Genomic DNA, 24270 nt, shown 5'->3' with positions numbered 1-24270 from the left:
ATCCGGCTGTTCGGAGCCGGGGCCGCGTTACTCCAGTAGCTCCGGTGCCGCGTCGTATGCAACCCCCTTGACCGCGGATTCCGACGGGTCGTTACCGTCGTTGTCGGTCGGACAGTCTGTCTCAGCCATGGTCAGTCGTCCGCCGAAATCGGCTGGCCCTCGGCGTCGGTCGGGGCCGGGCTTTCGCCGTCGTCGAAGGGATACCACGATTGCTTGCCGTCGGCCAGACATGGGTCGGTGTACCCCTCGACTTCCTCTGGTTCGGCCAGCTCGACGATTGTTTCGTGGCCGGTGGCGTCGACCCACTCCCGGAAGGTCTGCCCCTCCGAGCGAAGCGCGGCGTATGCCTCAACGATGTTGGCGATCATGCCCGGCACCTCGTCAGCAGGGACGCGCTGGCGGACCCACTCGATGAACGTCGGCTCCGCGCCGATACCGCCGCCGACACCGATATCGACGGCTTCGACCATCTGGCCGTCCTTGCGGGCGCGCATCCCCTGTAAGCCGATGTCGGCTGTCATCGCTTGACCGCAGTCAGCCGTACAGCCCGAGAAGTGCATTTTGATGCGGTCAACTTCATCGGGCACATCGACGTTGTCACCGAGCCAGCGGAGCAGGCGAGCCATCCGCGCCTTTGTCTCGGTGAGCGCGAGCGAGCAGAACTCCGTCCCGGTACAGGCCATCGCGCCCTGAACGAACGGGTTCGGCTCGGGCGAGTGTTTCTCCAGCAGCGGCTCGTTGAGGAGGTTCGAGAGATTCCCGTCGGGGACGTCCATGATGAGCGGGTTCTGCCGGCGGGTCAGGCGCACTTCGCCGGAGCCGTAGGCGTCGGCGAGGTCCGCGAGTTCGATGGTGTCCTCTGCGGAGAGTCGGCCCACGGGCACCGAGAGCCCGACGTAGTTCTTCCCGTCTTGCTGGTCGTAGACGCCGACGTGGTCGTGGGCACCGTGTTCAGCAGACTTGCCGGCGTTGTACGTGTACTCCCCGCGGAAGTCAGTGCCAGCGGTTTCAAACTCGAAATCCAGCCGCTCGTTAAGTTCCTCGCGGATGGCGTCGGTCCCATGTTCGTCAACGAAAAACCGGGCGCGGTTCTTCGAGCGGTTCTGACGGTTGCCCGCCTCGTGGTAGTACTCGACAAAAGCACGGACCGTCTCGACGGCGTGTTCGGGCCGGATGAACAGGTCCAGCGGACGGGCCTCGCGGGGTTCGCGACCACCGAGGCCGCCGCCGACGCGGACGTTGAACCCCTCGATTTCCTCGCTGTCAATGAACTTGTGGGCCGGCTCCAGCCCGATGTCGTTGATGCTGTCCTGGGCACACCCCTGCTTGCACCCCGTCACCGAGATGTTGAACTTCCGGGGCATATTGGAGAGGTCGTTATCGTCGCGGATGGTCTCCTGAATCTCGTCGAGAATCGGGCGGGACGCGACGTACTCCTCGGCCTTGCCGGCGACCGGACAACCGGAGATGTTCCGCATCGTGTCCCCGCCCGCAGAGCGCGAGGAAACGCCGACTGCTTCGAGTTTCTCCCAGATTTCCGGGATGTCTTCGAGTTTGAGCCAGTGCAGTTGGATGGACTGTCGTGTCGTGAAATCAATCCAGCCGTTGCCGAACTCAGGGTTCTCCGCTGGCCCCTTCGCGTAGTCGCGGGCGACTTCGCCGATAGCCCGGAGCTGGTCGGGCTCCAGAACGCCGCCGCAATTTGTCAGCCGCATCATGAAATACGACTCTTGTCCGCCGCGGTGGTGGAAGACACCCCAGAACTTGAACCGCGAGAACCACTTCTCGCGTTCGTCCTCGGGAATCGAGTCCCAGCCTTTCTCGGCGAACTCCTCTAGTTTCTCCCGTACCTCATCACCGTACAGCTCCGCCTTGTACTCCTCTTTTTTATGTGCCATCTTCGCGCACCCTCGCTCTTGATAGATGTGGTTTTTTATCTCCCATAGGTATCTGAATGTCCGCTAATTCACGTCTAATTACTCAGCTTGCTGTCTTATAACCCTAATCGTTAAAGAAGTAAAGAGTATGAGTGGGTTCGGAAACAGCTGTCCAGAATTATACCGTCTGGGAGGTATTTAAAGAAGTTATACACCACACCGTCGAAAGGGATAAAACCGCAGTACTGCAGTCGATTGGCCGGCCGAGCCTGGAACTCGCTTTCAGAGACGCGACCCGAGGATAGGTCGCCCAACCGGGGTGGACCCGTAGAACTGAGGTGTCGGTCGCGCGTGCGCAAAACCAGAACCGGACGGACGCGACACGCAACGCAGCGGCTGTAGCAGTGAACGCGCGTGAAGTAAACGAGAGACCGTAGAGGGCGTCAGTCGTCGCCGGAGGCGACAGTCGGACCTTCCTGCGTACTTCCGACGAACCCGGCCGTGTTAGCGATTTTCGCAATCTCCGGTCGGAACACCCACGCCGACAGGGCGACGATGGGTATCATCGTGACAGCGGCCACGGAATACCCCAGGTGGAGGTTCGCCAGCCACGGCGCAGAGTAAAACAGCGGGTAGACAATCCCACCGACAGTGCCGACGCCGCCGACGACACCGGCGACCGAGCCAGAGTCGTTGGGGAACATCGCAGGCACCTGCGCGAAGATAGCGCCCTCAGCCCAGGCACAGCCCGTGCCCACGAGGAAGCCGATGACGACAGCGTTCAACAGCACCCCGGAGAGGCCGGCCAGCGTCATGGCGAACATCATCAGCACGATGAAACAGAGCCCGAGGAACGTCCACTGTTCGCGGTACTGGCCCTTCAAAAAGGGCAGGATGTTCTTCTCCTTGCGGGCCAGCAGGTCGCTGCCGTAGCCGCCAAACGGCCGGAGCAGTCCCGCTGCAATCGAAAACGTTGCGGCGAAGGTACTCGCGATGACGAGGTTGTCCTGGTTGAACGCCTCGCGGTAGTAGGTGGCGAGCCACCCGTTCATCGACAGTTCGAGGCCAAAGGACATGATGTACGCGGCGGCAAGGACGACAGTGCCGTACCGCGTGGCCGTGTGCAGCCAGCCTTTGAAGTTGGTGTTCTCTTTGGTCGCCTGGCGTTTCGCCTCGGTCTTGGCGGCCTCGCCGAGTGTGTAGTAGGCGATTGCGAGGAGGATGGAGACGATGCCGGTGTAGAAGAACGCGGCTCGCCAGTTGGTCGAGAACAGCGGCCCGTTCCACCCGGACCCGAACACGCGAGGGAGAATCAGCGCGCCGCCGGCGGCACCGGCGTTCCCGACACCGGCGTAGATGCCCTCCGCCAGACCGAGGTTCTCCTCCTCGAACCACTCGGCGACGTGCTGGATGCCGATGACGAACGTGATGCCGGCCGTGGCCACGATGAGTCGGAGCACGAAGAACACGGAGTAGTCCTGTGCGAAGGCGCTCCCGATCGAGAACACACCAACGTAGGCCAGCACGATGGCAAAGATAGCCGGTGCACCGAACTTATCCGAGAGCCAGCCGGTGAGCATTCGGCCGAACGGAGCCATCCAGATGGCCGAACTCGCCAGAATCCCGATCTCCGCCGTCGACAGTCCGAACTCCTCGGCCATCGGGCCGGTAAACGGCGCGAACGAGAACCAGATAAGGAACGAGAAGTTGAAGCCGATGGTCGCTAGCAGCAGCGTCCGGTACTTCGTCATCTTGATCAGTCCCATGCCGACACCTCAGTTACGGACTGCACGCCATTTACGATTATTACCGGTTTTTTGTCCACCAATTCTATTATATTTTGGATGTGTGCCCACATCAGTACATGGTAAGCAAAAGACTCGTCATTTAATAACAGTACCCCTTTACATAACGGCTATTCTAAAGCGCCTGAGTGGAAAGGTATCAAATATATCATCGAATATCACCTGTTTAAGGCCATTGAACGCCCACCACACGAGTGTATAGTTGGACATACATTGGGTTATTTCACACTGAGTGAGATGTCATCATGCAGACGAACTAACTGGGCTGCGTGGTAGCTGGACGCCTGTCAGCTGTACGGCTTTCGGGACTTTCGCCACCGCGAGTATCTGGTCTCAGCTACAGCCAACAGTATCAGTCAGCCGTCGCCGGCGACAGTTCCGCCTCGGCTGCAACGAGGCGGGCAGCACACTGTTTGAAGTTCGGCTCGTCGGACTGGGGGTCCCGGTCTGAAAGCGTCAGCCGGTTCGTCGCCGGATGGTGGATCGGCAGCCAGACCATCCCGCGGGGAACGCCCGCATCGCGGTCGATGTCGACTGTCGCAGAGCCGCGACGGGTTTCGACGGTCAGTGTCTCGTCGGTGACGAGTTCGCTGTGTTCCGCAACCGTCTCGGGGTGGATGCGGGCCACCAGGGCCCCGGCCTCGCCGCCGCGGGAGCGGACACCGGTGTTGTATCCGTCGGCCTCACGGGCGGTGGTCAGCGTCAGCGGGTAGTCGTCGTCGGTCGGCTCCGGAAGCGTCCCCTGGCGGCCGGTCGAGAACTGCGCGCGGCCCGAGGAGGTCGGGAACGACCACGACTCGTCGTCGTAGTAGCGGTAGCCGCCGGCGCTGTCGTCGTCGGGCGCGGGCCACCGCACGGCGTGGCTGTCGTCGAGGCGCTCGTAGGTGATGCCCGAGCAATCAGCGACCGTCCCCTCGGTGAGGGCGGTGAACTCATCGAACACAGCCGACGGGTTCGGCGACGTGGACTCGAACAGCCCGGGGAACAGCCGCGAACCGATGGTAGCGATGATATCAAGGTCCGATCTGACACCGCTTGGCACGTCGGTCGCCGACCGGACGCGGGAGATGGTCCGCTCCATGTTCGTTGTCGTGCCGTCGCTTTCGCCCCACGTCGCGGCCGGCAAGACCACGTCGGCAATCTCCGTCGTTTCGGTGTGGAAGGCGTCCTGTACGACGACGAAGGCGTCTTCCAGTGTCTCGCGGACGCTCTCGGACTCGGGCATCCCGGCAACAGGATTGGTGGCGACAGCCCAGACGGCCTCGGGTTCGCCTTCGAGCATCCCGACCGGGCCGGGGCCGGTGTCGTCGGGGAGGCGGTCCACCGGCACGTCCCAGTGGTCGGCGACGAGGCGGCGGTGGTCTGGGTCCTCGAAGGCCCGCTGGCCGGGCCAAGTTCCTTTCGAGGAGCAGATGCGGGTCCCCATGGAATTGGCCTGGCCGGTCAGCGAGAACGGGCCGCCGCCGGGTCGAAGGTTCCCCGTCGCCAGCGTCAGGTCGATGAGCGCCCGTGCGGTCTCGGTCCCCTGAACGTGCTGATTGATGCCCATGCCCCAGTAGATGAGCGCCTGCTGGTCCATCGCGTCGGCAAGCAGGTCCACCTCGGCCATTTCGATGCCGGCCTCGTCGGCCGCGTCGTCGGCATCGGGCAGCGTCGCAAGCAGGTCCTCGAACCCGTCGGTCGCTTCATCGACGAACTCGCGGTCGACCCGCCCTGTTTCGACGATACGGGCAAGGACGGCGCGAGCCAGTGCGAGGTCCTTCCCCGGGTCAGGTGCGACGTGATGTTCGGCGTTCTCTGCAGTCTCGGAGCGGACAGGGTCGACGACGATGATTTCGACGCCGTCCTCGTCAGCGGACTGCTGAACCCAGCGGAACAGCACGGGGTGGGCGACCGCCGGGTTCGCCCCCCAGACGACGTGTCGGTCGGCGTCGCTGATGTCGGCGTAGGTACACGGCGGCGCGTCGCTACCGAAGGACTGGTAGTAGGCGGTGACGGCACTCGCCATACACAGCGTCGTGTTAGCGTCGTAGTTCATCGTGCCGAAGCCGCCGCGGGCGACCTTCCCTAGCGCGTAAGCGGCCTCGTTGGTCTGCTGGCCGCTGCCTATTACGGCGACAGAGTCGGGGTCCTGCTGGTGGACAGCCTGAAGGCCCTCAACGGCGCGAGCCAGCGCCACGTCCCACTGGGTCTGGCGGAGTTCGCCGTCACTGCGGACCATCGGCCGGGTGAGCCACTCCCCGTCGGGGGCCTTGCTCTCCCGGAGGCCACGCGCACAGGCGAGCCCCTGGCTGACTGGATGCGCGGCGTCGCCGCGAACAGCGTCGATACCATACCCCTCGTCAGCGCCCTGATGCATGTGGCCACAGCCAACGGCACACCGCATACACGTCGTCGGCACCCAGTCGCTCACAGCCGCCCACGCGCCGTCTCGACGCCCATTTGTCCAGTTTGGCATGATATTACAGTATGTTCGGATGCCATTATCGTATTTCCATAGATGAACACACACTGTATAACAGTGACTCTTTACGAAATACTTATTTCAACGGCAAGCGCGTGACATCCGTCCACTAGATTGGAGGCGCCGCGAAGTAACAACAGTTTCTTTCTGACAGCGGCCAAACGCCGACGTATGAACCACGAGCAGTCACGAGCGCTGTACGACCGCGCCCTGTCGGTGCTGTCGGGCGGCGTCAACTCCTCCGTGCGAGCGACACGACCCTATCCGTTCTTCGTCGAGAAGGGGGACGGCGGGCACGTCATCGACGCCGACGGCAACCGGTACATCGATTTCGTCATGGGCTATGGCCCGCTCCTGTTGGGCCACAGCCTGCCCGAACAGGTCCAGTCGGCCATCCAGCAACACGCCGCTGAGGGGCCGATGTACGGCGCACCCACCGAAGTCGAGGTCGAACTGGCCGAGTTCGTCACCCGGCACGTCCCCAGCGTCGAGATGCTGCGGTTCGTCAACAGCGGGACCGAGGCGACCGTTTCGGCGGTCCGACTGGCTCGTGGCTACACGGGGCGGGACAAAATCGTCGTGATGCAGAGCGGCTACCACGGCGCACAGGAATCCACGCTGGTCGAGGGCGAAGGCGACCACACGGCCCCGTCCAGCCCCGGCATCCCCGAAAGCTTCGCCGAACACACCCTAACTGTCCCGTTCAACGACGAAGAGGCCGCCCACGAGGTGTTCGAGGAGCACGGCGACGACATCGCGGCTGTCCTCACCGAACCCATCCTTGGGAACTACGGCATCGTCCACCCGGTCGAGGGCTATCACGACACGCTCCGGCAGTTGTGTGACGACCACGGCTCCCTGCTCATCTTCGACGAGGTCATTACCGGCTTCCGCGTCGGCGGTCTCCAGTGTGCCCAGGGCGCGTTCGACATCGACCCCGATATCACCACCTTTGGGAAGATCGTCGGTGGCGGCTTCCCGGTCGGGGCAATCGGCGGCAAAAGCGAGATCATCGAGCAGTTCACCCCTGCCGGCGACGTGTTCCAGTCCGGGACGTTCTCGGGCCATCCCGTGACGATGGCGGCCGGCCTGGAGACGTTGCGGTATGCGGCTGAACACGACGTATACGACCACGTCAACGGCCTCGGCGAACGACTCCGAGCAGGCTTGCAGGACATCCTCGAAGACCAAGCTCCCGAGTATACCGTCGTCGGCCGGGATTCGATGTTCAAGGTCATCTTCACCCGTGATGGTCCGGATTCGCTCGAGGGGCAATGTGAGGCTGGCTGCCAGCAACAGGAGTCCTGTCCGCGCTTCGAGTACTGTCCGAAGACCGGCCACGATGTGACACAGGCCGAGACCGAGCGGTGGGAGCGGCTGTTCTGGCCCGCGATGAAAGACCAGGGCGTGTTCCTCACGGCGAACCAGTTCGAGTCACAGTTCATCTGTGATGCCCACACAGGTGAAGACATTGAGAATGCGCTCGAAGCATACAAAGAGGCGATATGAGGTGAGCGACGACGACATCGCACTTTCGGAGAAGCGGATGTACGGGGCGAAGCGCCCGGAGACCCACGCGTACGTCGCGTCAGGATTGGGCGTCACCCGTGTCGAGACGGCCGGTGGCCAGATCGGGCGGTTCAGTCTGAGCGAGCGGTGCAATGCCCGTGATGTGGCCGGGGCGAGCGGCGAAGTCGCGGTCGCCACCGACGAGGACGTGCTCGTGTTGACCGATGACGGCTTCGTCCCGACCGGGTTCGGGCCGGCCACCGCCGTCGGCTACGACGGCGACGGACTGCTCGCAGCCGGCGACAGCCGCGTCGCTCGGTACACCGGGGAGTGGCAAGGTATCGGCGAGGTCGCGGACGTCCGCGCCATCGACGGCGACCGCCTCGCCGCGGCCGAGGGCGTGTACGCCCTGCCGTCGCTCGACCGACTCGGTCTCGTGGACGTGACCGACGTGGCTGGCGACTACGCCGCGACCGAGAGCGGACTGTACCGCTACGAAAGCGGGAGCACCGACAGCGACGGCGAGTGGACCGAGGTCCGGCCGGGCCGACACATGGCTGTTGCAAGCGACGGCGAGCAGGTCCACGCCGCCGCGGCGGACGGCCTGTACGAACTGGCAAACGGCGCGTGGGAGCCCTGTACGTTGCCGGCGACCGAGCGCGTCGTCGACGTGACCTGCGGCGACGACACCTACGCGATCACCGAGAACGGAACTTTCCTCGTTGCGACCGCGGCCGAGGCGACCGCCGACGGACAGGGGGGCTGGCGGCAGCGTTCGCTGGGCGTCCCCGACGTCGTCGGCGTTGCCGTCGCCTGATTCGGTCAGTGGTCGCTGAGCAGGCCTTTACAGTTCTATCCGGCTCATGTAAGTAGCGTAGCGTGGGCCGGCGGCCATACCCTCTTACTGCGGTATTTGCTGTTCATCAGCTTCTTTCAAAATAATCCCGTAGCCCCGGAGCGCCCCGGACTCGTCAAAACTCGCAGAGAGTGTCATGTCTGTCCAGCAGCGCGTGCCGTCCTGTCGGACCTGCCACCCCTCATGGGAAACAGTCCCTTCTGTTTTCGCTGTATCGAGGAGATGCTCGGGGAGGCCGTTTGCCGAGTCTGACTCCCCGAAGAACATCGAAACGTGCGCACCAAGGACTTCTTCCACGTCGTAGCCGGTGAATCGTCGAGCACCGTCGTTCCAGCGAGTGACGTAGCCCTCATGGTCGAGGGTAAAGAAGGCGTGGTCGTCCATGGAATCGATAAGAACGTCGAATTGAGTGCTCTGCTCCGGCAGTTGCGTCCGTTCGGACGTGATGTCCCGCGCCGTGCACACGATTACCCCGTCGTCAGCGTGCGCCAGGCGATGGTTCGTGACGAGCCTGTCGCCGCCTTTCATCAGTCGCACTGTTTCGCCCGACCAGTAGTCGTTCTCTTTGACCGCTGGGAGGATATCGTTCTCAAGCCGGTCCGCTTCGTTATCGTGGTACAGAATTGTCCAGTGCTCGCCGGTCATTTCATCCTGCTCGTATCCAAAGAGGTCCGCAAAGGCAGGGTTCACGTACGAGAACGTGCCGTCCGGGTCGATGAGGCTAATCCCTTCGCTGGCAGTCTTCATCGCCCTGTAGCTACGGTCGATTGTGCGGACGGCACGGTACCGCTCGACGAGGTTCGTGATTCGATTGGCAAGGATCGCGTACTGGTCAGTTCCGTACTCTTTCTGGATGTACTCCGTTACGCCAGCCGTAATGGCTTCGCTCGCGATCTCTTCGCTCCCTTTGCCAGTAAAAAGAATGAACGGCAGGTCGGGATACTCTTGGCGGACTGCAGCCAGAAATTCCAGTCCGTCCATTACTGGCATGTCGTAATCTGAGACGATACAATCGATGTCCTCTGCCCGAAGAATTGCAAGGCCATCGGTTCCGTTCGTCGCTGTTCGAACGTCGAACCGTTCGTCTTCCCGTTCCAGAAACTGGGCGGTCAAATCCAAAAAATCAGGCTCATCGTCTAAATGTAATATTTTCATCACTTTGGAGAGACCCGTTCAACTTGTTCATTGGAATCGAGCGGGCATAAATATTTCAGCTAGCTATAAATTATATTATGAGAGGTTTTCATTGCGTCGTTATATAGACATGAGTGTGCAGGGCAGGCGAGCGCCGTATCTGCTGGTATCAAATACAACACATGGTTACTAGAGGGCAGAGTCAGCCACGATGTCGGGGAACCGAAACAGGGTTTAGCCCGGGCAGCCACCCACCGGATATGATTATCCCCGGGGCGGACACACAGGCGTTCGCGGCGACCCTCGCCGAGGCGACCGGCGAGCGGCTGGGACGGGTCGAGTACGAACGGTTCCCCGACGGAGAACACGTCGTTCAGGTCCCAGAGGCAGTCTCCGGCGAGCGTGCCGTCGTCGTCGCCTCAACCGTCGACAGCGACGCACACCTCCAGTTGCTCCAGTTGCAGGACGCGGCCCGCGAAAGCGGTGCAAGTGAGGTTATCACCGTCATTCCATACATGGGCTACGCCCGTCAGGACGAGGCGTTCAAGCCCGGCGAGCCGGTCTCCTCGCGGGCAATGGCCCGCGCTATTTCAACGGGAACCGACCGCGTGCTGACGGTAAATCCACACGAGCCGGCCGTCTGTGACTTTTTCGACGTGCCAGCTACCAACGTTGACGCGGCGAGTGTTCTCGCCGACCCACTGCCTGCGGACCTGCAGGACCCGCTCTTTCTCTCGCCCGACGAAGGCGCAATCGCTCTCGCGACAACGGTCCGGGACGCATACGGTGAGGGCGAGACGGACTTCTTCGAGAAGGACCGGGACTACAACACCGGCGACATCGAAATCAGCCCCAGCGACGCACCGGTCGAGGGCCGGGATGTGGTGCTTGTCGACGACATCATCGCCACCGGGTCGACGATGAGCGAGTCCGTCAGCGTCCTTGACGACCGCGACGCCCAGCGTGTGTTCGTCAGTTGCGTCCACCCCATGCTCGCCAGCAATGCCCTGACGAAGCTCAACAGTGCCGGCGTCGAAGCCGTCTACGGGACGGACACGCTCGAACGCGCCGTCAGCGAGGTCAGCGCCGCGCCGGTCCTCTCGGAGAGGCTGGAATGATTGGAGCACAGCGCTGTCCGTTTGTACGGCTGGCAGCCAGCAGTCGAATCACGCGGCGGGCAATCCGATAGTGAACACGGAGCGCAGAGCCGTGTCTGTCGCAGACAGCCCTCAGTACCAATTCTGATAACGTGTCGCAAGGTTGATTTCTAGGCAAGCGTTGTGCAGGAACATGGCATAGGACAGCAGACCGCGCTACGGTATTGAGGGGAACTGGGAGGAGCTCTATATCAACGGAGACTGGTGTGAGCCCGACTCGGGCGACAGTCTCGCCGTTGAGAACCCATCGACGCGGGAGACGGTTGCACAGGTTCCCCGCGGGAACGAAGCAGACGTCGACGCAGCCTATGAAGCGGCCGAACGCGCTCAGGAGGAATGGAGGCAGACGCCGCCCGCGCACCGCGAGGAGCTGACACAGGACCTGCTCCAGGCGATTGAACAGCGCCGAGAGGAGATTGTCTCGCTCCTTGCAGCCGAGGCCGGACAGGTCCCGCCAGTGGGGCACACGTCAGTCGACCTCACAACCGACCAAGTCGCCGAGGCCGCGACCATGCCTCGGCGGATGAAGGGCGAACACGCCGTCTCGAACATCCCCGGTAAGGAGCACATCGTCGAGCGTGAACCGCAGGGCGTGGTGACAGTAATCTCACCGTGGAACTTCCCACTGAACCTCTCTGTCCGGGCGCTGGCACCGGCTATTGCCGCCGGGAACACGGTTGTACTGAAACCCGCGACGAACACGCCGATCACTGGCGGCCTCCTGTTTGCTCGTCTGTTCGAAGACGTCGGGTTCCCGGACGGCGTCTTGAACATTGTGACCGGGCGGGGCTCCGAAATCGGTGATGCTGTGGCGGGCCACGAGCACAGCGACGTAGTGGCGTTCACCGGGTCGAGCGAAGTCGGTCGTCGGGTCGCCGCGACAGCCGGTGAGAACCTTTCGGAGGCTGCCATGGAACTGGGCGGCAACAACGCTCATATCGTGACAGCCGACGCAGACATCGACGCGGCTGTCGATGCCGGGTTGTTCGGTTCCTTCACTCACCAGGGCCAGGTGTGTATCTCGATCAATCGCCATATCGTGGAAGCGGACGTGTACGACGAGTACGTCGAGAAGCTGACGGCGCGCGTTGCGGACCTGCCCGCGGGGAGCGCACACGACGAGGTCGTTGTCGGGCCGATTATCGACGAGTCACAGCGTGACGAGATACTGACGTATATACAGCAGACCATCGAGGCGGGTGCCACGCTCGAAACAGGTGGCGACGTTGTCGAGCTCAATGGCGTCGATGACTCGCTGGTGGTGGCACCGACGGTGCTTTCAGACGTGACAAATGAGATGGCTGCCGCCTGCAACGAACACTTCGGGCCGGTCGTTCCGATCATTCAAGCGGCGGATGTCGACGAGGCTGTCGCGCTCGCAAACGATACGCCACTCGGGCTCTCCGGGTCAGTCCACGCCGGTGACGTTGGTGCAGGCAAGCGCATCGCACAGCGGATGGAGACCGGAATGGTCCACGTCAACGACCAGCCGATTAACGACGAGGCACACGTCCCGTTCAGTGGGACCGGCGCGTCAGGCGTCGGCGGGTACAACAGCGATGACTTCCTCGCAGAGGTCACCGAAAAGAAGTGGATATCGCTGCAACACGAGGCACGCGAGTTCCCCTTCTGACTGCCCTGGTCGCGGGATTTATTCCTCAAAAGCCGGCTTGGCAGTGTTGCCCCGAGATATCTATCACCGATCTCATCCGATACCCGGGATATCGATAAGCTAAAACGCGCACACACCTCGGAGGTAACTGATCACGATGTCGGAGAGGAGTGTCGGTACATCGCTGCCGTTCAGCGATATCGATGCGTCATGGTTGGTGGTGCCAGTTGGACTGATAGCCGCGGGAGTCGTACTTCAGGTGGCACCGCTCTCAGCCGACGCAACCCGGATGTTAGCGATTACACTGTTCTGTGTCGCACTGTGGGTCGGGTCGCCTGTCGAGCCGTGGTTTACTGCATTGCTGTGTATTGGACTCATCGGTGGCAGCTTTTCCACGGAGTTGGCCCTGACCGGGTTCCAGTCCCCCGCGACGTGGTTAGTTGTCGCTGGCATTCTTATTGGCGAGGCGGCCCGGAAAAGCGGCCTCGCCGACCTCGTTGAGCGAGCGGCGCTCTATCTGCTCCCGACAACTGCAGTAGAGGATGCTGTGGTGGTGTATCGATACCTGCTTGTCACGCTTTCGCTCGGGAGCCTGTTGCTTGCAGTGCTCATTCCATCGGCGCTGGTTCGCGTGCTCATCCTCGCGCCGATCCTCGCGTCACTCGGCGACCTCTTCAGCGAACGACGGGCGAAGGTCGGTATTTTTCTCGGGCCGCTGTTTGTCACGTTTTACGGGGCGTCAGGGATACTCACAGGCTCGCTAGCGAACATCATTATCACTGGACTGATCGAGTCCAGCGGCGGCCCAACTATCGCGTGGGGAGAGTGGCTGCTGTGGCTCGGGCCATCGATGAGTCTCGGGCGAACGATTCTCGTTATTGGCATCGCATACGTTCTGTATCGGCCAACAAGTCAGCAGCGCGTTGAGACACCCGAACAAGCGGACGGGCTATCCGTCAGCGCACGCGAGCGGCGTATGCTCGTCTTTCTCGCAGTCGGAGCCGTGATCTGGGCGACGGACTTCGTCCACGGCTTGCATCCGCTGTTCGGTGCAGTTGTCGTGGTGTTACTGGCGTTTATGCCGCGAATCGGTGTTGCCGCCCCGGAGAGTGTCGGCGACGCCGATTTCTCGATCATGTTTTTCCTCGGTGCGATCTTCGCTATCGCCGAGGGGCTCCGGCAGACCGGATTCACCGACGCCGCAGCGACCACCTTGTTATCCGTGCTTCCATCCGACCCGTCGCTCCCGCTGGTGCTCGCCGCGGTCGTCGTGTCTGCGCTCGCGCTCACCCTGCTTATGGAGGGGCTCGCGGTCGCCAGCGTCCTGACGCCAGTATTAGTTACGTTCGCCGGAAACGCCGGACTTCCGCTTGTTCCCATCGCAATGATGGAAGCGGTCGCACTCAACACCTACTTTTTCCCGTACCAGTCGGCAGTCCTTGTCGCTATCCTTGGCAGTGGGATGGTCAATTCTGTGGAACTCACACGAATGGCGAGTATTTGTTCGATCGCAACGCTTGGGATCCTCGTTCCGATACAGGTGGCCGTGTTCACACTCCTGATGTGAGCGGTCTCTGACGCTGTCACAACGACAGCGAAAGAAACAGTCTCGCTAGTCGTCGACAACAGTACTAAGATTTTCCTCTAGAGATGCGACGCTTTCCCGGATCTGTGTGACCTGTGTAGTCTGTCGCTTGTTCGCTTTTGCAAGCTCCGCAACTTCAGTGGCTACCTGTTGGACACCGTCGACAGTCGTGTCCAGTACCGCGGCGATTTCCTCGGCGCTTGCGGCCTGGTCGTCCGTCGCATCAGCGATTTGGTTCAGTTGGCCAGCAATGTCAGAGATCGACGACTGTATGCGTTGCTGGTTCTCGGAGACGTTTCGCGTCTGCCGTTCTATTTCAGCAATACGCCCCGTGGTTTGCTGAACACTGTCGACGGTTTGCGACGCGATCTCCGCGATATCAGAAACCAGCTCATCAATACGTTCTGCTTCGGCCTGCGATTCTGTGGCAAGCGTTTTTACCTCATCTGCAACGACCGCAAACCCATCGCCCTCTTCACCCGCCCTAGCGGCCTCTATTGACGCGTTTAGCGCCAGCATATTTGTCTGCTCGGCTCAATTGAATCCGGCGAATTTCGGCGTTTCAGAGTTCAATTGCCTGCTCCACGTTGTAAACGCCGGCTATGAGCGTTATCTCCCGGAACTGGCGGAACCAGTCACGCGCTCGGACGGCGGAGCCGTGCGAGCGCTTGATTGAGGAGTTGACGGACTCGGTCTGTGATCGCTGACCATAGAGCTCGTCGTCTATTCGGGCGTTGTGTGCGTGATCGTAAGGAGCGAAAACACGGTGCTTGATCAGCGGACGAATCCCGGCGTTTCGAAGCTCCTCACGGAAGCTCATGTCATCATAGCCTTTGTCAGCGGCCAAGCTTCGAAGGTCGCCCGCGTTCCGCAGGGCGACCTTCGGGCCGATCTTGGTTTCGTCAGGCCACTTCGTGCTGCAGTGTAAGTCAAGAATTGCTCCCTCAGCTGTATCTACGAGAAACGTCGTCTGGATCGTTTTGACGGAACGATCAATCCGTCGCAAGTAGTGAGACGATGCTTGCTGACGGTCGAAGTAGGTGGCATCAATTGCGGCGTGACCATTCTGGTCCAGCAGCTCCGCCGACCGGCGGAGCAGCTGTCGCCAGACAGTCATCGATGCCCGTTTGAACGCCTTACACAGCGTCGAAGGCGCGGGAAACTCCCTGCGTTGAAGGTTCAATACCGCTCGAACACGTTCCATCTCTTCGGCCCAGTCGATGATTTCCTCGTACTCCGCGCTCATGTGTTCGCGCAGATAGAGCAAGACTGCGTGCTTCCAGCCGGCAAACCCGTTGCCGGCTGGATCCTCAGTTCCATCAGCGCAGCGTCAGTAAGCTTTTGAGCGAGTGAAGCCACTTGCTTCACGAAGCGGAAGAGGGTGTTGTGCATAACATTACTCTCCCGCTTCATACCCGTGATTCTAACGACCTATCCCGGCGCCGTCTGTGGATTCAATTGAGCCGTCTGCTCAGCCAAGTCGTTGATCGTCGTGACGACCGCATCGATTTCATCGACACGGGACGCGAGGCTATCCGCGTCCGCCGCCATCTGCTCGCTGGCTGCGGTGACTGTGTTCAGTGTCTCTAGAAGTTCTTCGGTCGCATCTTCCGACTCTTCGGCGAGCGTCTCCGCTTCCTCGCCCTGTGTGCTGATCGTTTCGACGCTAGAGGCCACTTCTTCAGTCGTCGCACTGAGCGTCTGTATTTCGTCATCGACATCGTCGATGTGCGCTGCTTCTTCGTCGGCAATGTCTGCGATCTCCTCTGCGTTCGTCGTGACCTGTTCAGCCGCCGACTCCAGGTCCGTCACCGTCGTTTCGAGTTCGCCCTGAACCTGCTTCTGTACCGTCCGCATCGATTTCCGCTGCTCGACGAGATCCGTCACACGGCTTACATACTCGAAGGCACCGACGACGTCGCCGGTCGGTGAAACAAGCGGGACAGCGGTTGCCCTGACGTGCCAGTTCGTTCCGTCGTCATGGGTCCCGGACCGAACATCTGTTTCCCGTACCGGTTCGCCGGTTCGTGTGACTTCCTCAGCAAGCGTTTCAGTCACGTCGTCGGTTCCGATAATCTCGTGTGCGACTTCTCCTTTCGCTACCTCGGAATCAACGCCGTGAAATTCAGCTTGGACGTCATTCCAGTGAGTCAGCAGCCCGTCATTATCGACAGCGAGAGCCGGCTCCGGGAACTGTTCGACAAGCTGATCGAACAGGTGTTTCCAGTGGTCGCGTTCCGCGCGTAACCGCTCTTCTTCCGTGACAGCTTCAGAAATTGACGGTCCAAGCGTGTAATCGCCTGAGTCTGACGTATTACTCTGCACTGTCTGTCCATAGTGTACTCATTTACATAAATTACGGCGTGGGATTTCAACAAACGATATTTTATGAGAACCTCAAAAAACCCGCTGGCCGTTACTTCAGGTTACTGTAGACAGTTTTCGCTTCGACGGTGTCCCCAATTCTCAGTAAGTATAGCGTTCTGTATAAGTAAGTGTAGGTACAGACCTGAATCAAGAACTATTCGGATCGCTCCGCTGTACAGCACAACCGATACTGCGTGATCGCTCGCCGAAAGTGGCAGCTACCGGCCGTCAGTCCGACGCTTCCGTAGCTGCCACCGCTACAATCGCAATCTCCATATCAGTTCCTTCGACGTCCCACGTCTTCCGATAGCCGTCCTCAACGCCGCCGAGTTCATCAGCCCGGACCTCTTCCTTAATCAGGGCCTCGTGCTCGCGGACCAGCGAATCCACGCGCTCGTCGTCGATAGCCAGATCCACGGCAATGCGCGCCTCGATGTCCAGTTCGAGGTCTTTGCGCATCTCCTGGATTCGGCGGATGACCTCGCGGGCGTACCCCTCGCTCTCGATGTCCTCGGTGAGCGCGGTGTCGACGTAGACGACGCCGCCACTGTCCAGCGCGGTGAACTCCGTTCCGGTGACGCCCTCGGGCGTCTCACGGCGGAACGCGACCATCTCCTCGGTGAGGTCGATGTCCTCACCGAGCGCCTCGCGTACTGTACCTTCGAGGGTATCGAGTGATTGCTCGGCGACGCGGGCCTCGTTGAGCGCGTTCATGACGCGGCCGGCGTCGTCGCCGAAGGCCGGGCCGAGTTCGCTCATGTCGGCCTCGGCGGAGTACTGGAGTTCGCCCCACTCGTCGTCAGCGCCGACAACCTCGACGGCGCGGGCGTTGAGCCGGTCGGCGATGATTGCTTCTTGGGCTCGAACGGCGTCGGCCACGTCGTCGCTGTCCACGTCGACGACGACGCGGGTGACGGGCCAGCGGAGCTTGCGTTCGGCCTGCTGGCGGGCATTCGAGCCCGCCTCCTCGACCTCGCGGACGACCTCGATTTCGCGTTCGAGTGCGGGGTCGTGCAGGTCGGCGTCGACCTCGGGCCAGTCGCACATGTGGACCGTCGGGTGGCCGGCGTCGCCGGTGAGTGCGCCGTACACCTGCTCGGCGACGAACGGCGTGAACGGAGCAAACAGCGCGGCCACGGATTCGAGCACGCGATAGAGGGTGGCGTAGGCCGCCTGCTTCGAGGCGCTGTCTTCCTCCTCCCACATCCGCTCGCGGACGACCTGAATGTAGAAGCGAGAGACGTCCTCAACGACGAACTCGAGCAGTTCGTCGACCGCCTTGTCGTTCTCGAAATCGTCCATCGAGTCGGTCATCGCCTCGGTGACGCTCTGGAGCCGGGAGAGCACCCACTCGTCAGCAAGTTCGAGGTCGTCGCGGAGGTCCTCGACCGTCGTTTCCTCGGGGTCGAAGTCATCGGCGCGCATGTACGGCAGCGGGAACCGGGCGACGTTCCAGAGGATGTTCAGCCGGCGCTGCATCTCGGCGGTTTCCTCCCAGGAGAAGTTCATGTCCTCGCCCTGAGCAGTCACCGATAGCAGGAACAGCCGCATCGGGTCGCGGCCGTGCTTCTCGATGACTTCGTGGGGGTCGATGAGGACGCCTTTGGACTTGGACATCCCACGGCCGTCGGGCATGTTGGCGTAGCCGTGCATCAGCACCTGCTTGTACGGTATTTCGCCGGTCGCGGCGGTGCTCATGCCCAGCTGAGACCAGAACCACCCGCGGGTCTGGTCGTGGGCCTCCATGATGAGGTCGGCGGGCCACAGTTCATCGAAGTCCTCCGTCTGCTCGGGGTAGTTGACGGTCCCCCACGTCGCGACGGAGGAGTCGAGCCAGACGTCGAACACGTCGCCGACACGGGTGTAGGTCGTGCTGTCCTCGGTGATGGTGAGGTCGTCGACCGTGCCCTTGTGGAGGTCGACGTTTTCGGGGTCGATGTCCTGGTCGACCCGCTCGGCGAGTTCCTCGCGGTCGCCGACGACGATGGCGTCGTCCATGTCACCGGACCAGTCTTCAGGGAGCCAGATGGGGATCGGGATGCCCCAGTAGCGCTGCCGCGAGACGTTCCAGTCCGGCGCGTCCTCAACGAAGTCCCGGAAGCGGTTATCGCGGGCCCACTGCGGGTACCACTCGCTGTCCTCGATGTTCGCAAGCAGTTCGTCCTTGATGTCGGTCACCGTGATGAACCACTGGTCGGTAACGATACGGACGATGTCGGTGTCACAGCGCCAGCACTGCCCTTCGCGGACGGTGTGGCCAGGTTCACTGGAGAGCAGGACGCCGTTCTCGTCGAGGTCGTCGATGACCTCGTCGTTGGCGTCGCGGACGAACGTCCCGGCGTACTTGCCCGCGTCGTCGGTGTAAACGCCGTCGCTCCCGACCGGACAGAAGATTTCGAGGTCGAGTTCCTGTCCGCGCTCGAAGTCCTCCTCACCGTGGCCGGGCGCGGAGTGGACGAGACCCGTGCGGTCGGCCTCGACGTAGTCGGCGGTGTACACCTGCCCAGAGCCCTCGCCTTGGGCGTGGTCCGGCACTTCCTCGGCCAGCGGGTGCTCGTACGCCCAGCCGACCATCTCCTCGCCGGACAGTTCCTCGACGACCTCGTAGTCGTCGTACCGGCCGGCCTTCAGTACATCCTCGACACAGGCCTCAGCGAGATAGAGGCGTTCGGTGTCGCCGTCTTTCTCGGCGTCGACGCCCACGTATTCGAGGTCACCGTCGGCGGCGACGAAGGTGTTGGCGACGATTGTCCAGGGCGTCGTCGTCCAGATGACCAGACTGCCATCCTGTTCCGCCAGCGGGAACTTCACGTAAATCGACGGCTTGCCCACGTCGTGGTACTCGACCTCGTTGTTGGCGATGCCGGTCTCACAGCGCGGGCACTGGTTGATGGAGCGCTGGCCCTGTTCGACGAGGTCGCGCTCGTGAGCCTGCTGGAAGCCCCACCAGGCGGCCTCCATATACTCCGGGTTGACCGTCTTGTACGGGTCGTCCCAGTCCATCCAGACGCCGAAGTCCTGAAAGTCCGTCTGGAGGCCTTCGAGTTGCTCCTCGGCGAAGTCTTTGCACTCCTCGATGAAGTTCTCCTCGCCGAACTGCTCGATGTCTTTCTTGTTCTCGAAGTCGAGGCGCTCCTCGACTTTCGTCTCGATGGGGAGGCCGTGCATGTCATAGCCCGGCCGGTCAGTGACGTTGTAGCCCTGCATCCGCAGGTAGCGGATGTAACAGTCCTTCAGGGTCTTGTTCCACGTCGTCCCCATGTGGGCCGCGCCGGAGGTGTAGGGCGGCCCGTCAACGAAGAAGTAGTCCTCGCCGTCGGCCCGGTGGGCCTTCGTCTGCTCGTAGGCGTCGACGTCGTCCCAGTACTCGAAGACGCCGTCCTCGACGGCGTCGGGGTCGTACTGGTCATCGACAGCGGCGAAACGTTCCATACCGGCACATTCGCCGCCTCCAATAAAGGACAATCGGTTGTATGTGTGCCGTTCAGCGCTCGCGCTCACGCTGAAGGAGCAAGCTGACCGTCTCGCCGGTCTTGTCCGTGAGCGGAGCGGCGACATGCCACCCCTCGGCTCCGAGTTCGTTCAGTTGCTCGATCGGCGGCGTGACCTCGCCGCCGAGTCCGGCGATCATGACATCACTGTCAACCTCGATAGTGCGGTACTCGTAGGAGGGCATACAGATGCTGGAGCGGCCACCGGCGATAAACGTCTTGTGGTGGCCCAGACAGTACGTCGGTACCGCCACCGACTTGCCACGCACAGCCCTTACCACAGATGTGCCAACGTTTCCGGACGGAGCGGAGCGAAATACCCTCACAGCGGACTGTCGGCGTTGCCCTGAACTCGCCGAGAGCCGGACCTGCATCTCGTGGGGCAACGGTCCGCTGGACGCCGACCTCGTGGTAGTCGGCGAGGCCCCAGCCGAGGGCGACTCCGAGGCCGAGCACTGGCAGGGCGGCAATCTGACCGGGATGGCCTACACGTCACGGCGTTCCGGCCGGAAGGTCCGCGACCTGCTCGCCGACGCCGGGTTCAGCCACGACGACTGCTACTACACCAACGCCGTGAAGTGCCACCCGCCGGAGAACCGCGACCCGACCGATGCGGAACTGGCGAACTGCCGGCCCTACCTCGTCGAAGAAGTCGAGGCGATCGAGCCGACTGCGGTCGTGGCGACCGGGAAACACGCGACGAAGACAGTACTGGCGCTGGACGACGCAACCCTCGACGGCTTCCTCGACAGCGTGCTCAACTCCCGTCGGAGCGACGCGCTTGGCGTCCCCGTGGTTCCGCTGCTCCATCCGTCGTATCAGGAAGTCTGGCTCTCGCGGCTGGGCTACGACTACGAGGAGTACGTTGCCGCCATCGCCGAGACGGTCGCGCGCGTCGCCGACACCTAGAACCTTCTTGTGACCGCCGGACGCAGGGACGACCATGAGCGAGGACTGCATCTTCTGTCAGATCGTTGCCGGCGACATCCCCGGCCGCACCGTCTACGAGGACGACACCGTGCTGGCGTTTCTGGACGCCAATCCGCTCTCGCCAGGCCACACGCTCGTCATTCCGAAGGCCCACCACGAGCGGCTGAACGACACGCCCGCCGATGTGGCGAGTGCAGTCATGTCGAGGTTGCACGAACTCGTCCCCGCCGTCGAGTCGGCCGTCGACGCCCCCGCCAGCACGGTTGCGTTCAACAACGGTGAGGTGGCCGGTCAGGAGGTCCCCCACGTCCACGGCCACATTATCCCGCGGTTCGAGGACGACGGCGGCCGCCCGATTCACGTGCTGGTCAACGACCGTCCCGACATTTCTGACGACGAACTGGACGACATCGAGAACGACATCGTCGCTGAGCAAGCGTAAAATTCCGCATCTTTTTACCGAAAGATACGCCAACAGCAACGCATGGGGGTTTCGACGCTTGCGTTCGTCGGGTGTACTGGTGGGGCTGGAACAACCAGGCTGACAGTCGAGACAGCGGCGACACTGGCCCGGGGTGGGCGGTCCGTCGCTGTCGTCGACGCAGCCTTCGGCACACAGGGGCTGGCGACGTACGTCGACGGGCGGCTCGATGCCGACGTGACCGCGGTAGCCGTCGGCGACGCGTCAGTCGATGAGGCACTGTTCGAGTGGGATATCGACGCCGACGGGCGGGTCGCGCTCTGTCCGGCCCACGCGCCGTTTGAGCGCCTCGCGCGAGCGAAGTCAGCCGAAAGCGCACAGGCGCTCGAACAGGCTATCGAAGAGGTAGCCGGCCGGTTCGACCACGTCCTGCTCGACGTGCCGCCGATCGCATCGAATCAGGCCGTCGCCGCTGCCACGACCGCACAGCGGCGGGCGCTCGTAGTGCCGGCCAGCCAGCGCGGCAGCGACCTGTTTCCGAGGCAACGAGGCCGACTCCGTGACATCGGCGCACCGGCATCGGCCATTGTCGCCACCCGCGTGCACGGCGATGGCGGTGAATCCGTCGAAGACGCGGCACACACAGTTCCACACATCGGACCGGGCGCACCCAGACCACTTGCGACGGACCCCGAGTCGGATGTCGCTCCAACTGTCGCCGCGATGGCCGAGGACCTGCTCGATGTCGACCTCGGTCTGACCTTCGAGGACGACGGCCTGTTCTCCCGTTAGGGCAGCGGGAGGACGATAACGGGGCGGTCGACGTTTGTCAGGAGGTCCCGGGCCGTCGACCCGAGGCCGTCGCTGTCGTCGGTCCCGCGGTGGGGGCCGATGAGGAGTTCGTCCGGGTCGTGCTCGTCAACCGCCGCCAGTATCTCCGTTACGGGCGCTCCGTCTCGCGTCTCCGTCGCGGGCATGAAGGCTGCGAGCCGCGAGCGGGCGACGTTGACGGCGTCACCGGCGTCGCGGGACGGAGCATCGGGGTCGCGGACCGCGACCACGACGATATCGTGATCGGCTGCCGGGTCGAGGCGGTGCTGGAGGTAGTCAGCGGCGGCCGCGGTGACGTGGACGGAACTGGTGGCGAGCAGAAACGTCGTCATTGTGTGTCCATGGGTTCCATTCGGCTTCGTGCTTTCGCTCGTCAGTAGCTGCGCACAGCGGGGAGTGTTATACACATAGTCAGGGGCTCGTAGCCACCGCATACGTATAGCAGACGAACACTCGTACACGGTATCCCACCGAGAGATATGTCCAACGCCCATCTAACCGGTGTGTCGGTGTTCGTCTGTCCGTTTTGCGAGCAGACGTTCGACCAGCCGCAATCGACGTGTGCAAACTGCGATAGCACCGTCGTCGTCCCGCTGGAAAACCAGTTCGTGTATCGCGATATCCTCTCGATGTGCGGGACATAGGCCGGCCAGTCGAACGCGTTGCAGGCCCTTCACGACTCCAGTCGCACCGACGGGCTTACATACAGCCCAACCTGTACCCGAGAGCGTGCGCGTCGAGAACAGTTTCATCGGAACCGACGGCGTCGGGGAGAAGACCGAGCGGTCCATCTGGGAGCAGGGCGTCACCCACTGGGACGAGTTCGAACCGTCCGTCGTCGGCGGCCAGCGCGGCGACCGCATCCAGCAGTTCATCGACGAGGGACGGGACCGGGTGGCCGAGACCGACGTTACCTATTTTGACCACGCGTTTCCCAGCAGCGAGCGCTGGCGGCTGTACGAGACCTTCCGTGAACGGGCCTGCTTCTTCGACATCGAGACGACCGGACTCGACCAGGACCGCAACCAGGTGACGACGGTGAGCCTCCATCAGGACGGGGACACACAGACGCTCATCGCCGGTGACGACCTGACCGCCGGGAACCTCCGGGCCGCGTTCGACGGTGCGGACTTACTGGTGACGTTCAACGGCAAGCGCTTCGACGTGCCCTTCCTCGAAGCGAACTTCGATGTCGACCTTGACCGCCCGCATCTAGACCTGATGTACACCTGCAAGAAAATCGGACTCTCCGGCGGGCTCAAACAGGTCGAGCAGGACATCGGTATCGAGCGGGACCGGCCGGACATCTCGGGCCAAGACGCGGTGCGACTCTGGCGGGAACACGAGCAGGGCCGCGACGGTGCACTCGAAACACTGGTGTCATACAATCGTGAGGATACGGTGAATCTCAAGACGCTGGCCGAAACCGCCACCGAGCGGCTTGATGAGCAGATTTTTGTTGGCTGACTCTAGGGACGAGAATCGTCACCACACCCCCATTGTTTCAGGTGGAGCGGAGGCGGTGGCTGGCAGCCGTGGAGTGTTAGCGGGAGTATTACCGAGCTATCGACTCCAAAACGGCGTGTGGCCGTGGCCGAGGACGATAGAAGCCACGTGCCAGACAACGAGGTCGAGGAACAGCGCCGTATTCTGCCCCGTACCGATGCCGTAGAGCGACGGGAGATACAGCAGCGGCAGCAATACCGCACCCCAGAACGCAAACGGTCGGACACCGACGAGTGTCACGGTCCAGACCCCGCGAGCCGCAAACACGAGCGTATCGAGGTATTGACCGAGGTCTGTCAGTCGCAGTCTGTCGGCGTCGCTCCGGTGCGGGAGCGGAGGGCTATCACCGCTTGATGACCCCACCCTCACTCCCCCTGTCTGGCCTCGGTATCATTAATCGAATCAACAGTATACCGCACCTAATCGATGGTCACTACACAGATAGACGACCGCGCCAGCGCGTCTATGTGTATTCACGTCCACAGGTACTGTCATTTTGTGACAGGAATTACACTGGATTCACGGCGTCCCCACAATCCGGGCACGCGGCGAGCATCCGCGGCCAGTCGCCGGCCCTGTCGTACGCGATGACGAGATTCGCTGCGGGAATCGTCACGTCACAGGCAGGACACTGCCCGAGCGGTGGGTCAACCGTTTCTGTGTCACTGTCCCACATGCATCGACCTACGCACTCAATACATATTGTTATCAGGCTCCTACGGAGT

The 24270-nt window shown here is 62.1% G+C and carries 21 protein-coding genes and 1 pseudogene; 10 read left to right on the top strand and 12 right to left on the bottom strand.

Translation table 11 applies throughout. The features are described 5' to 3' along the window. Window positions 1–131: 131 nt before the first annotated feature. The 3 genes from BDK61_RS02450 to nasA form a co-directional block, all read right to left on the bottom strand. Window positions 132–1898, bottom strand: coding sequence for a nitrite/sulfite reductase (locus BDK61_RS02450; RefSeq protein ID WP_121302208.1), 1767 nt, complete (start codon window positions 1896–1898; stop codon window positions 132–134). Window positions 1899–2320: 422 nt separating this feature from the next. Then, entirely contained in the window at window positions 2321–3643 is a 1323-nt protein-coding gene (locus BDK61_RS02445) for an MFS transporter (protein ID WP_121302207.1), read from the bottom strand. 391 nt (window positions 3644–4034) lie between these two features. Beyond that, window positions 4035–6140: an assimilatory nitrate reductase NasA gene (gene nasA, locus BDK61_RS02440; RefSeq protein ID WP_121302206.1), complete on the bottom strand. Its 2106-nt coding sequence runs from the start codon at window positions 6138–6140 to the stop codon at window positions 4035–4037. Between the two features lie 177 nt (window positions 6141–6317). Here nasA and hemL point away from each other — a divergent pair, with 177 nt between their 5' ends. Further along, entirely contained in the window at window positions 6318–7655 is a 1338-nt protein-coding gene (gene hemL / locus BDK61_RS02435) for a glutamate-1-semialdehyde 2,1-aminomutase (protein ID WP_121302205.1), read from the top strand. Window position 7656: 1 nt separating this feature from the next. Then, window positions 7657–8472 carry an HVO_0234 family beta-propeller protein gene (locus BDK61_RS02430; protein WP_121302204.1) on the top strand — a complete coding sequence of 272 codons (816 nt, stop codon included), beginning with the start codon at window positions 7657–7659 and terminating at the stop codon, window positions 8470–8472. An 84-nt stretch (window positions 8473–8556) separates the two neighbouring features. Here the strand turns inward: BDK61_RS02430 and BDK61_RS02425 are convergent, their stop codons facing one another. After that, window positions 8557–9666: a PAS domain-containing response regulator gene (locus BDK61_RS02425; RefSeq protein WP_121302203.1), complete on the bottom strand. Its 1110-nt coding sequence runs from the start codon at window positions 9664–9666 to the stop codon at window positions 8557–8559. A gap of 239 nt (window positions 9667–9905) precedes the next feature. On the opposite strand from BDK61_RS02425, the gene prs reads away from it, so the two are divergent. The 3 genes from prs to BDK61_RS02410 all read left to right on the top strand — a co-directional run bounded on the left by prs (window position 9906) and on the right by BDK61_RS02410 (window position 13981). Beyond that, window positions 9906–10763 carry a ribose-phosphate diphosphokinase gene (prs, locus tag BDK61_RS02420; RefSeq protein WP_121302202.1) on the top strand — a complete coding sequence of 286 codons (858 nt, stop codon included), beginning with the start codon at window positions 9906–9908 and terminating at the stop codon, window positions 10761–10763. A 202-nt stretch (window positions 10764–10965) separates the two neighbouring features. Then, window positions 10966–12435 carry an aldehyde dehydrogenase family protein gene (locus tag BDK61_RS02415; RefSeq protein ID WP_121302201.1) on the top strand — a complete coding sequence of 490 codons (1470 nt, stop codon included), beginning with the start codon at window positions 10966–10968 and terminating at the stop codon, window positions 12433–12435. 136 nt (window positions 12436–12571) lie between these two features. After that, entirely contained in the window at window positions 12572–13981 is a 1410-nt protein-coding gene (locus BDK61_RS02410; protein WP_004959766.1) for an SLC13 family permease, read from the top strand. A gap of 45 nt (window positions 13982–14026) precedes the next feature. Here BDK61_RS02410 and BDK61_RS02405 read toward each other — a convergent pair whose 3' ends face one another. From BDK61_RS02405 to BDK61_RS02385, 5 genes and pseudogenes are all read right to left on the bottom strand, one after another. Beyond that, window positions 14027–14518, bottom strand: coding sequence for a methyl-accepting chemotaxis protein (locus tag BDK61_RS02405; protein WP_121302200.1), 492 nt, complete (start codon window positions 14516–14518; stop codon window positions 14027–14029). Window positions 14519–14561: 43 nt separating this feature from the next. Beyond that, window positions 14562–15412 (bottom strand): annotated as a pseudogene (locus BDK61_RS02400) (IS5-like element ISHma10 family transposase). Window positions 15413–15430: 18 nt separating this feature from the next. After that, complete coding sequence (locus BDK61_RS02395; protein WP_121302199.1) at window positions 15431–16324, bottom strand: PAS domain-containing protein; 894 nt, start codon at window positions 16322–16324, stop codon at window positions 15431–15433. A 270-nt stretch (window positions 16325–16594) separates the two neighbouring features. Beyond that, on the bottom strand, window positions 16595–19798 hold the full coding sequence (gene ileS, locus BDK61_RS02390; RefSeq protein ID WP_121302198.1) for an isoleucine--tRNA ligase: 3204 nt from the start codon (window positions 19796–19798) through the stop codon (window positions 16595–16597). Window positions 19799–19850: 52 nt separating this feature from the next. Then, the gene (locus BDK61_RS02385; protein ID WP_049919134.1) at window positions 19851–20042 is read right to left on the bottom strand and encodes a hypothetical protein; all 192 of its coding nucleotides are present in this window, start codon (window positions 20040–20042) and stop codon (window positions 19851–19853) included. Between the two features lie 100 nt (window positions 20043–20142). Between BDK61_RS02385 and BDK61_RS02380 the strand changes: the two genes are divergently transcribed. From BDK61_RS02380 to BDK61_RS02370, 3 genes are read left to right on the top strand one after another with little or no spacing between them, the layout of a single operon-like run. Next, window positions 20143–20766, top strand: coding sequence for a uracil-DNA glycosylase (locus tag BDK61_RS02380; protein WP_121302197.1), 624 nt, complete (start codon window positions 20143–20145; stop codon window positions 20764–20766). A 34-nt stretch (window positions 20767–20800) separates the two neighbouring features. Further along, complete coding sequence (locus BDK61_RS02375) at window positions 20801–21229, top strand: HIT family protein (protein WP_121302196.1); 429 nt, start codon at window positions 20801–20803, stop codon at window positions 21227–21229. Between the two features lie 42 nt (window positions 21230–21271). After that, a complete protein-coding gene (locus BDK61_RS02370; RefSeq protein WP_004959778.1) occupies window positions 21272–22000 on the top strand; it encodes a ParA family protein in 729 nt (242 codons plus the stop codon). On the opposite strand, the gene BDK61_RS02365 is transcribed toward BDK61_RS02370, so the two are convergent. Next, window positions 21997–22371: a universal stress protein gene (locus BDK61_RS02365; protein ID WP_121302195.1), complete on the bottom strand. Its 375-nt coding sequence runs from the start codon at window positions 22369–22371 to the stop codon at window positions 21997–21999. The two genes, BDK61_RS02370 and BDK61_RS02365, sit on opposite strands and share 4 nt — an antisense overlap. Before the next feature lie 147 nt (window positions 22372–22518). Here BDK61_RS02365 and BDK61_RS23235 point away from each other — a divergent pair, with 147 nt between their 5' ends. Both BDK61_RS23235 and BDK61_RS02360 read left to right on the top strand, forming a co-directional pair. Beyond that, entirely contained in the window at window positions 22519–22683 is a 165-nt protein-coding gene (locus BDK61_RS23235) for a hypothetical protein (RefSeq protein ID WP_167467352.1), read from the top strand. Window positions 22684–22768: 85 nt separating this feature from the next. Next, window positions 22769–23506 carry a ribonuclease H-like domain-containing protein gene (locus tag BDK61_RS02360; protein ID WP_007189534.1) on the top strand — a complete coding sequence of 246 codons (738 nt, stop codon included), beginning with the start codon at window positions 22769–22771 and terminating at the stop codon, window positions 23504–23506. A 96-nt stretch (window positions 23507–23602) separates the two neighbouring features. Here BDK61_RS02360 and BDK61_RS02355 read toward each other — a convergent pair whose 3' ends face one another. Together BDK61_RS02355 and BDK61_RS23230 are read right to left on the bottom strand one after the other, a co-directional pair. After that, window positions 23603–23908 (bottom strand): hypothetical protein, encoded by a 306-nt coding sequence (locus BDK61_RS02355; RefSeq protein WP_007189535.1) that lies wholly within the window; start codon window positions 23906–23908, stop codon window positions 23603–23605. 145 nt (window positions 23909–24053) lie between these two features. Continuing rightward, window positions 24054–24221: a DUF7837 family putative zinc-binding protein gene (locus tag BDK61_RS23230; RefSeq protein ID WP_004959785.1), complete on the bottom strand. Its 168-nt coding sequence runs from the start codon at window positions 24219–24221 to the stop codon at window positions 24054–24056. Between the last annotated feature and the right edge of the window lie 49 nt (window positions 24222–24270).

The sequence above is a fragment of the Haloarcula quadrata genome (assembly GCF_003634715.1).
Classification (GTDB): Archaea; Halobacteriota; Halobacteria; order Halobacteriales; family Haloarculaceae; genus Haloarcula; species Haloarcula marismortui.
The sequence above is the reverse complement of the archived record's forward strand: the minus strand, read 5'-3'. Positions and strand labels throughout refer to the sequence as shown.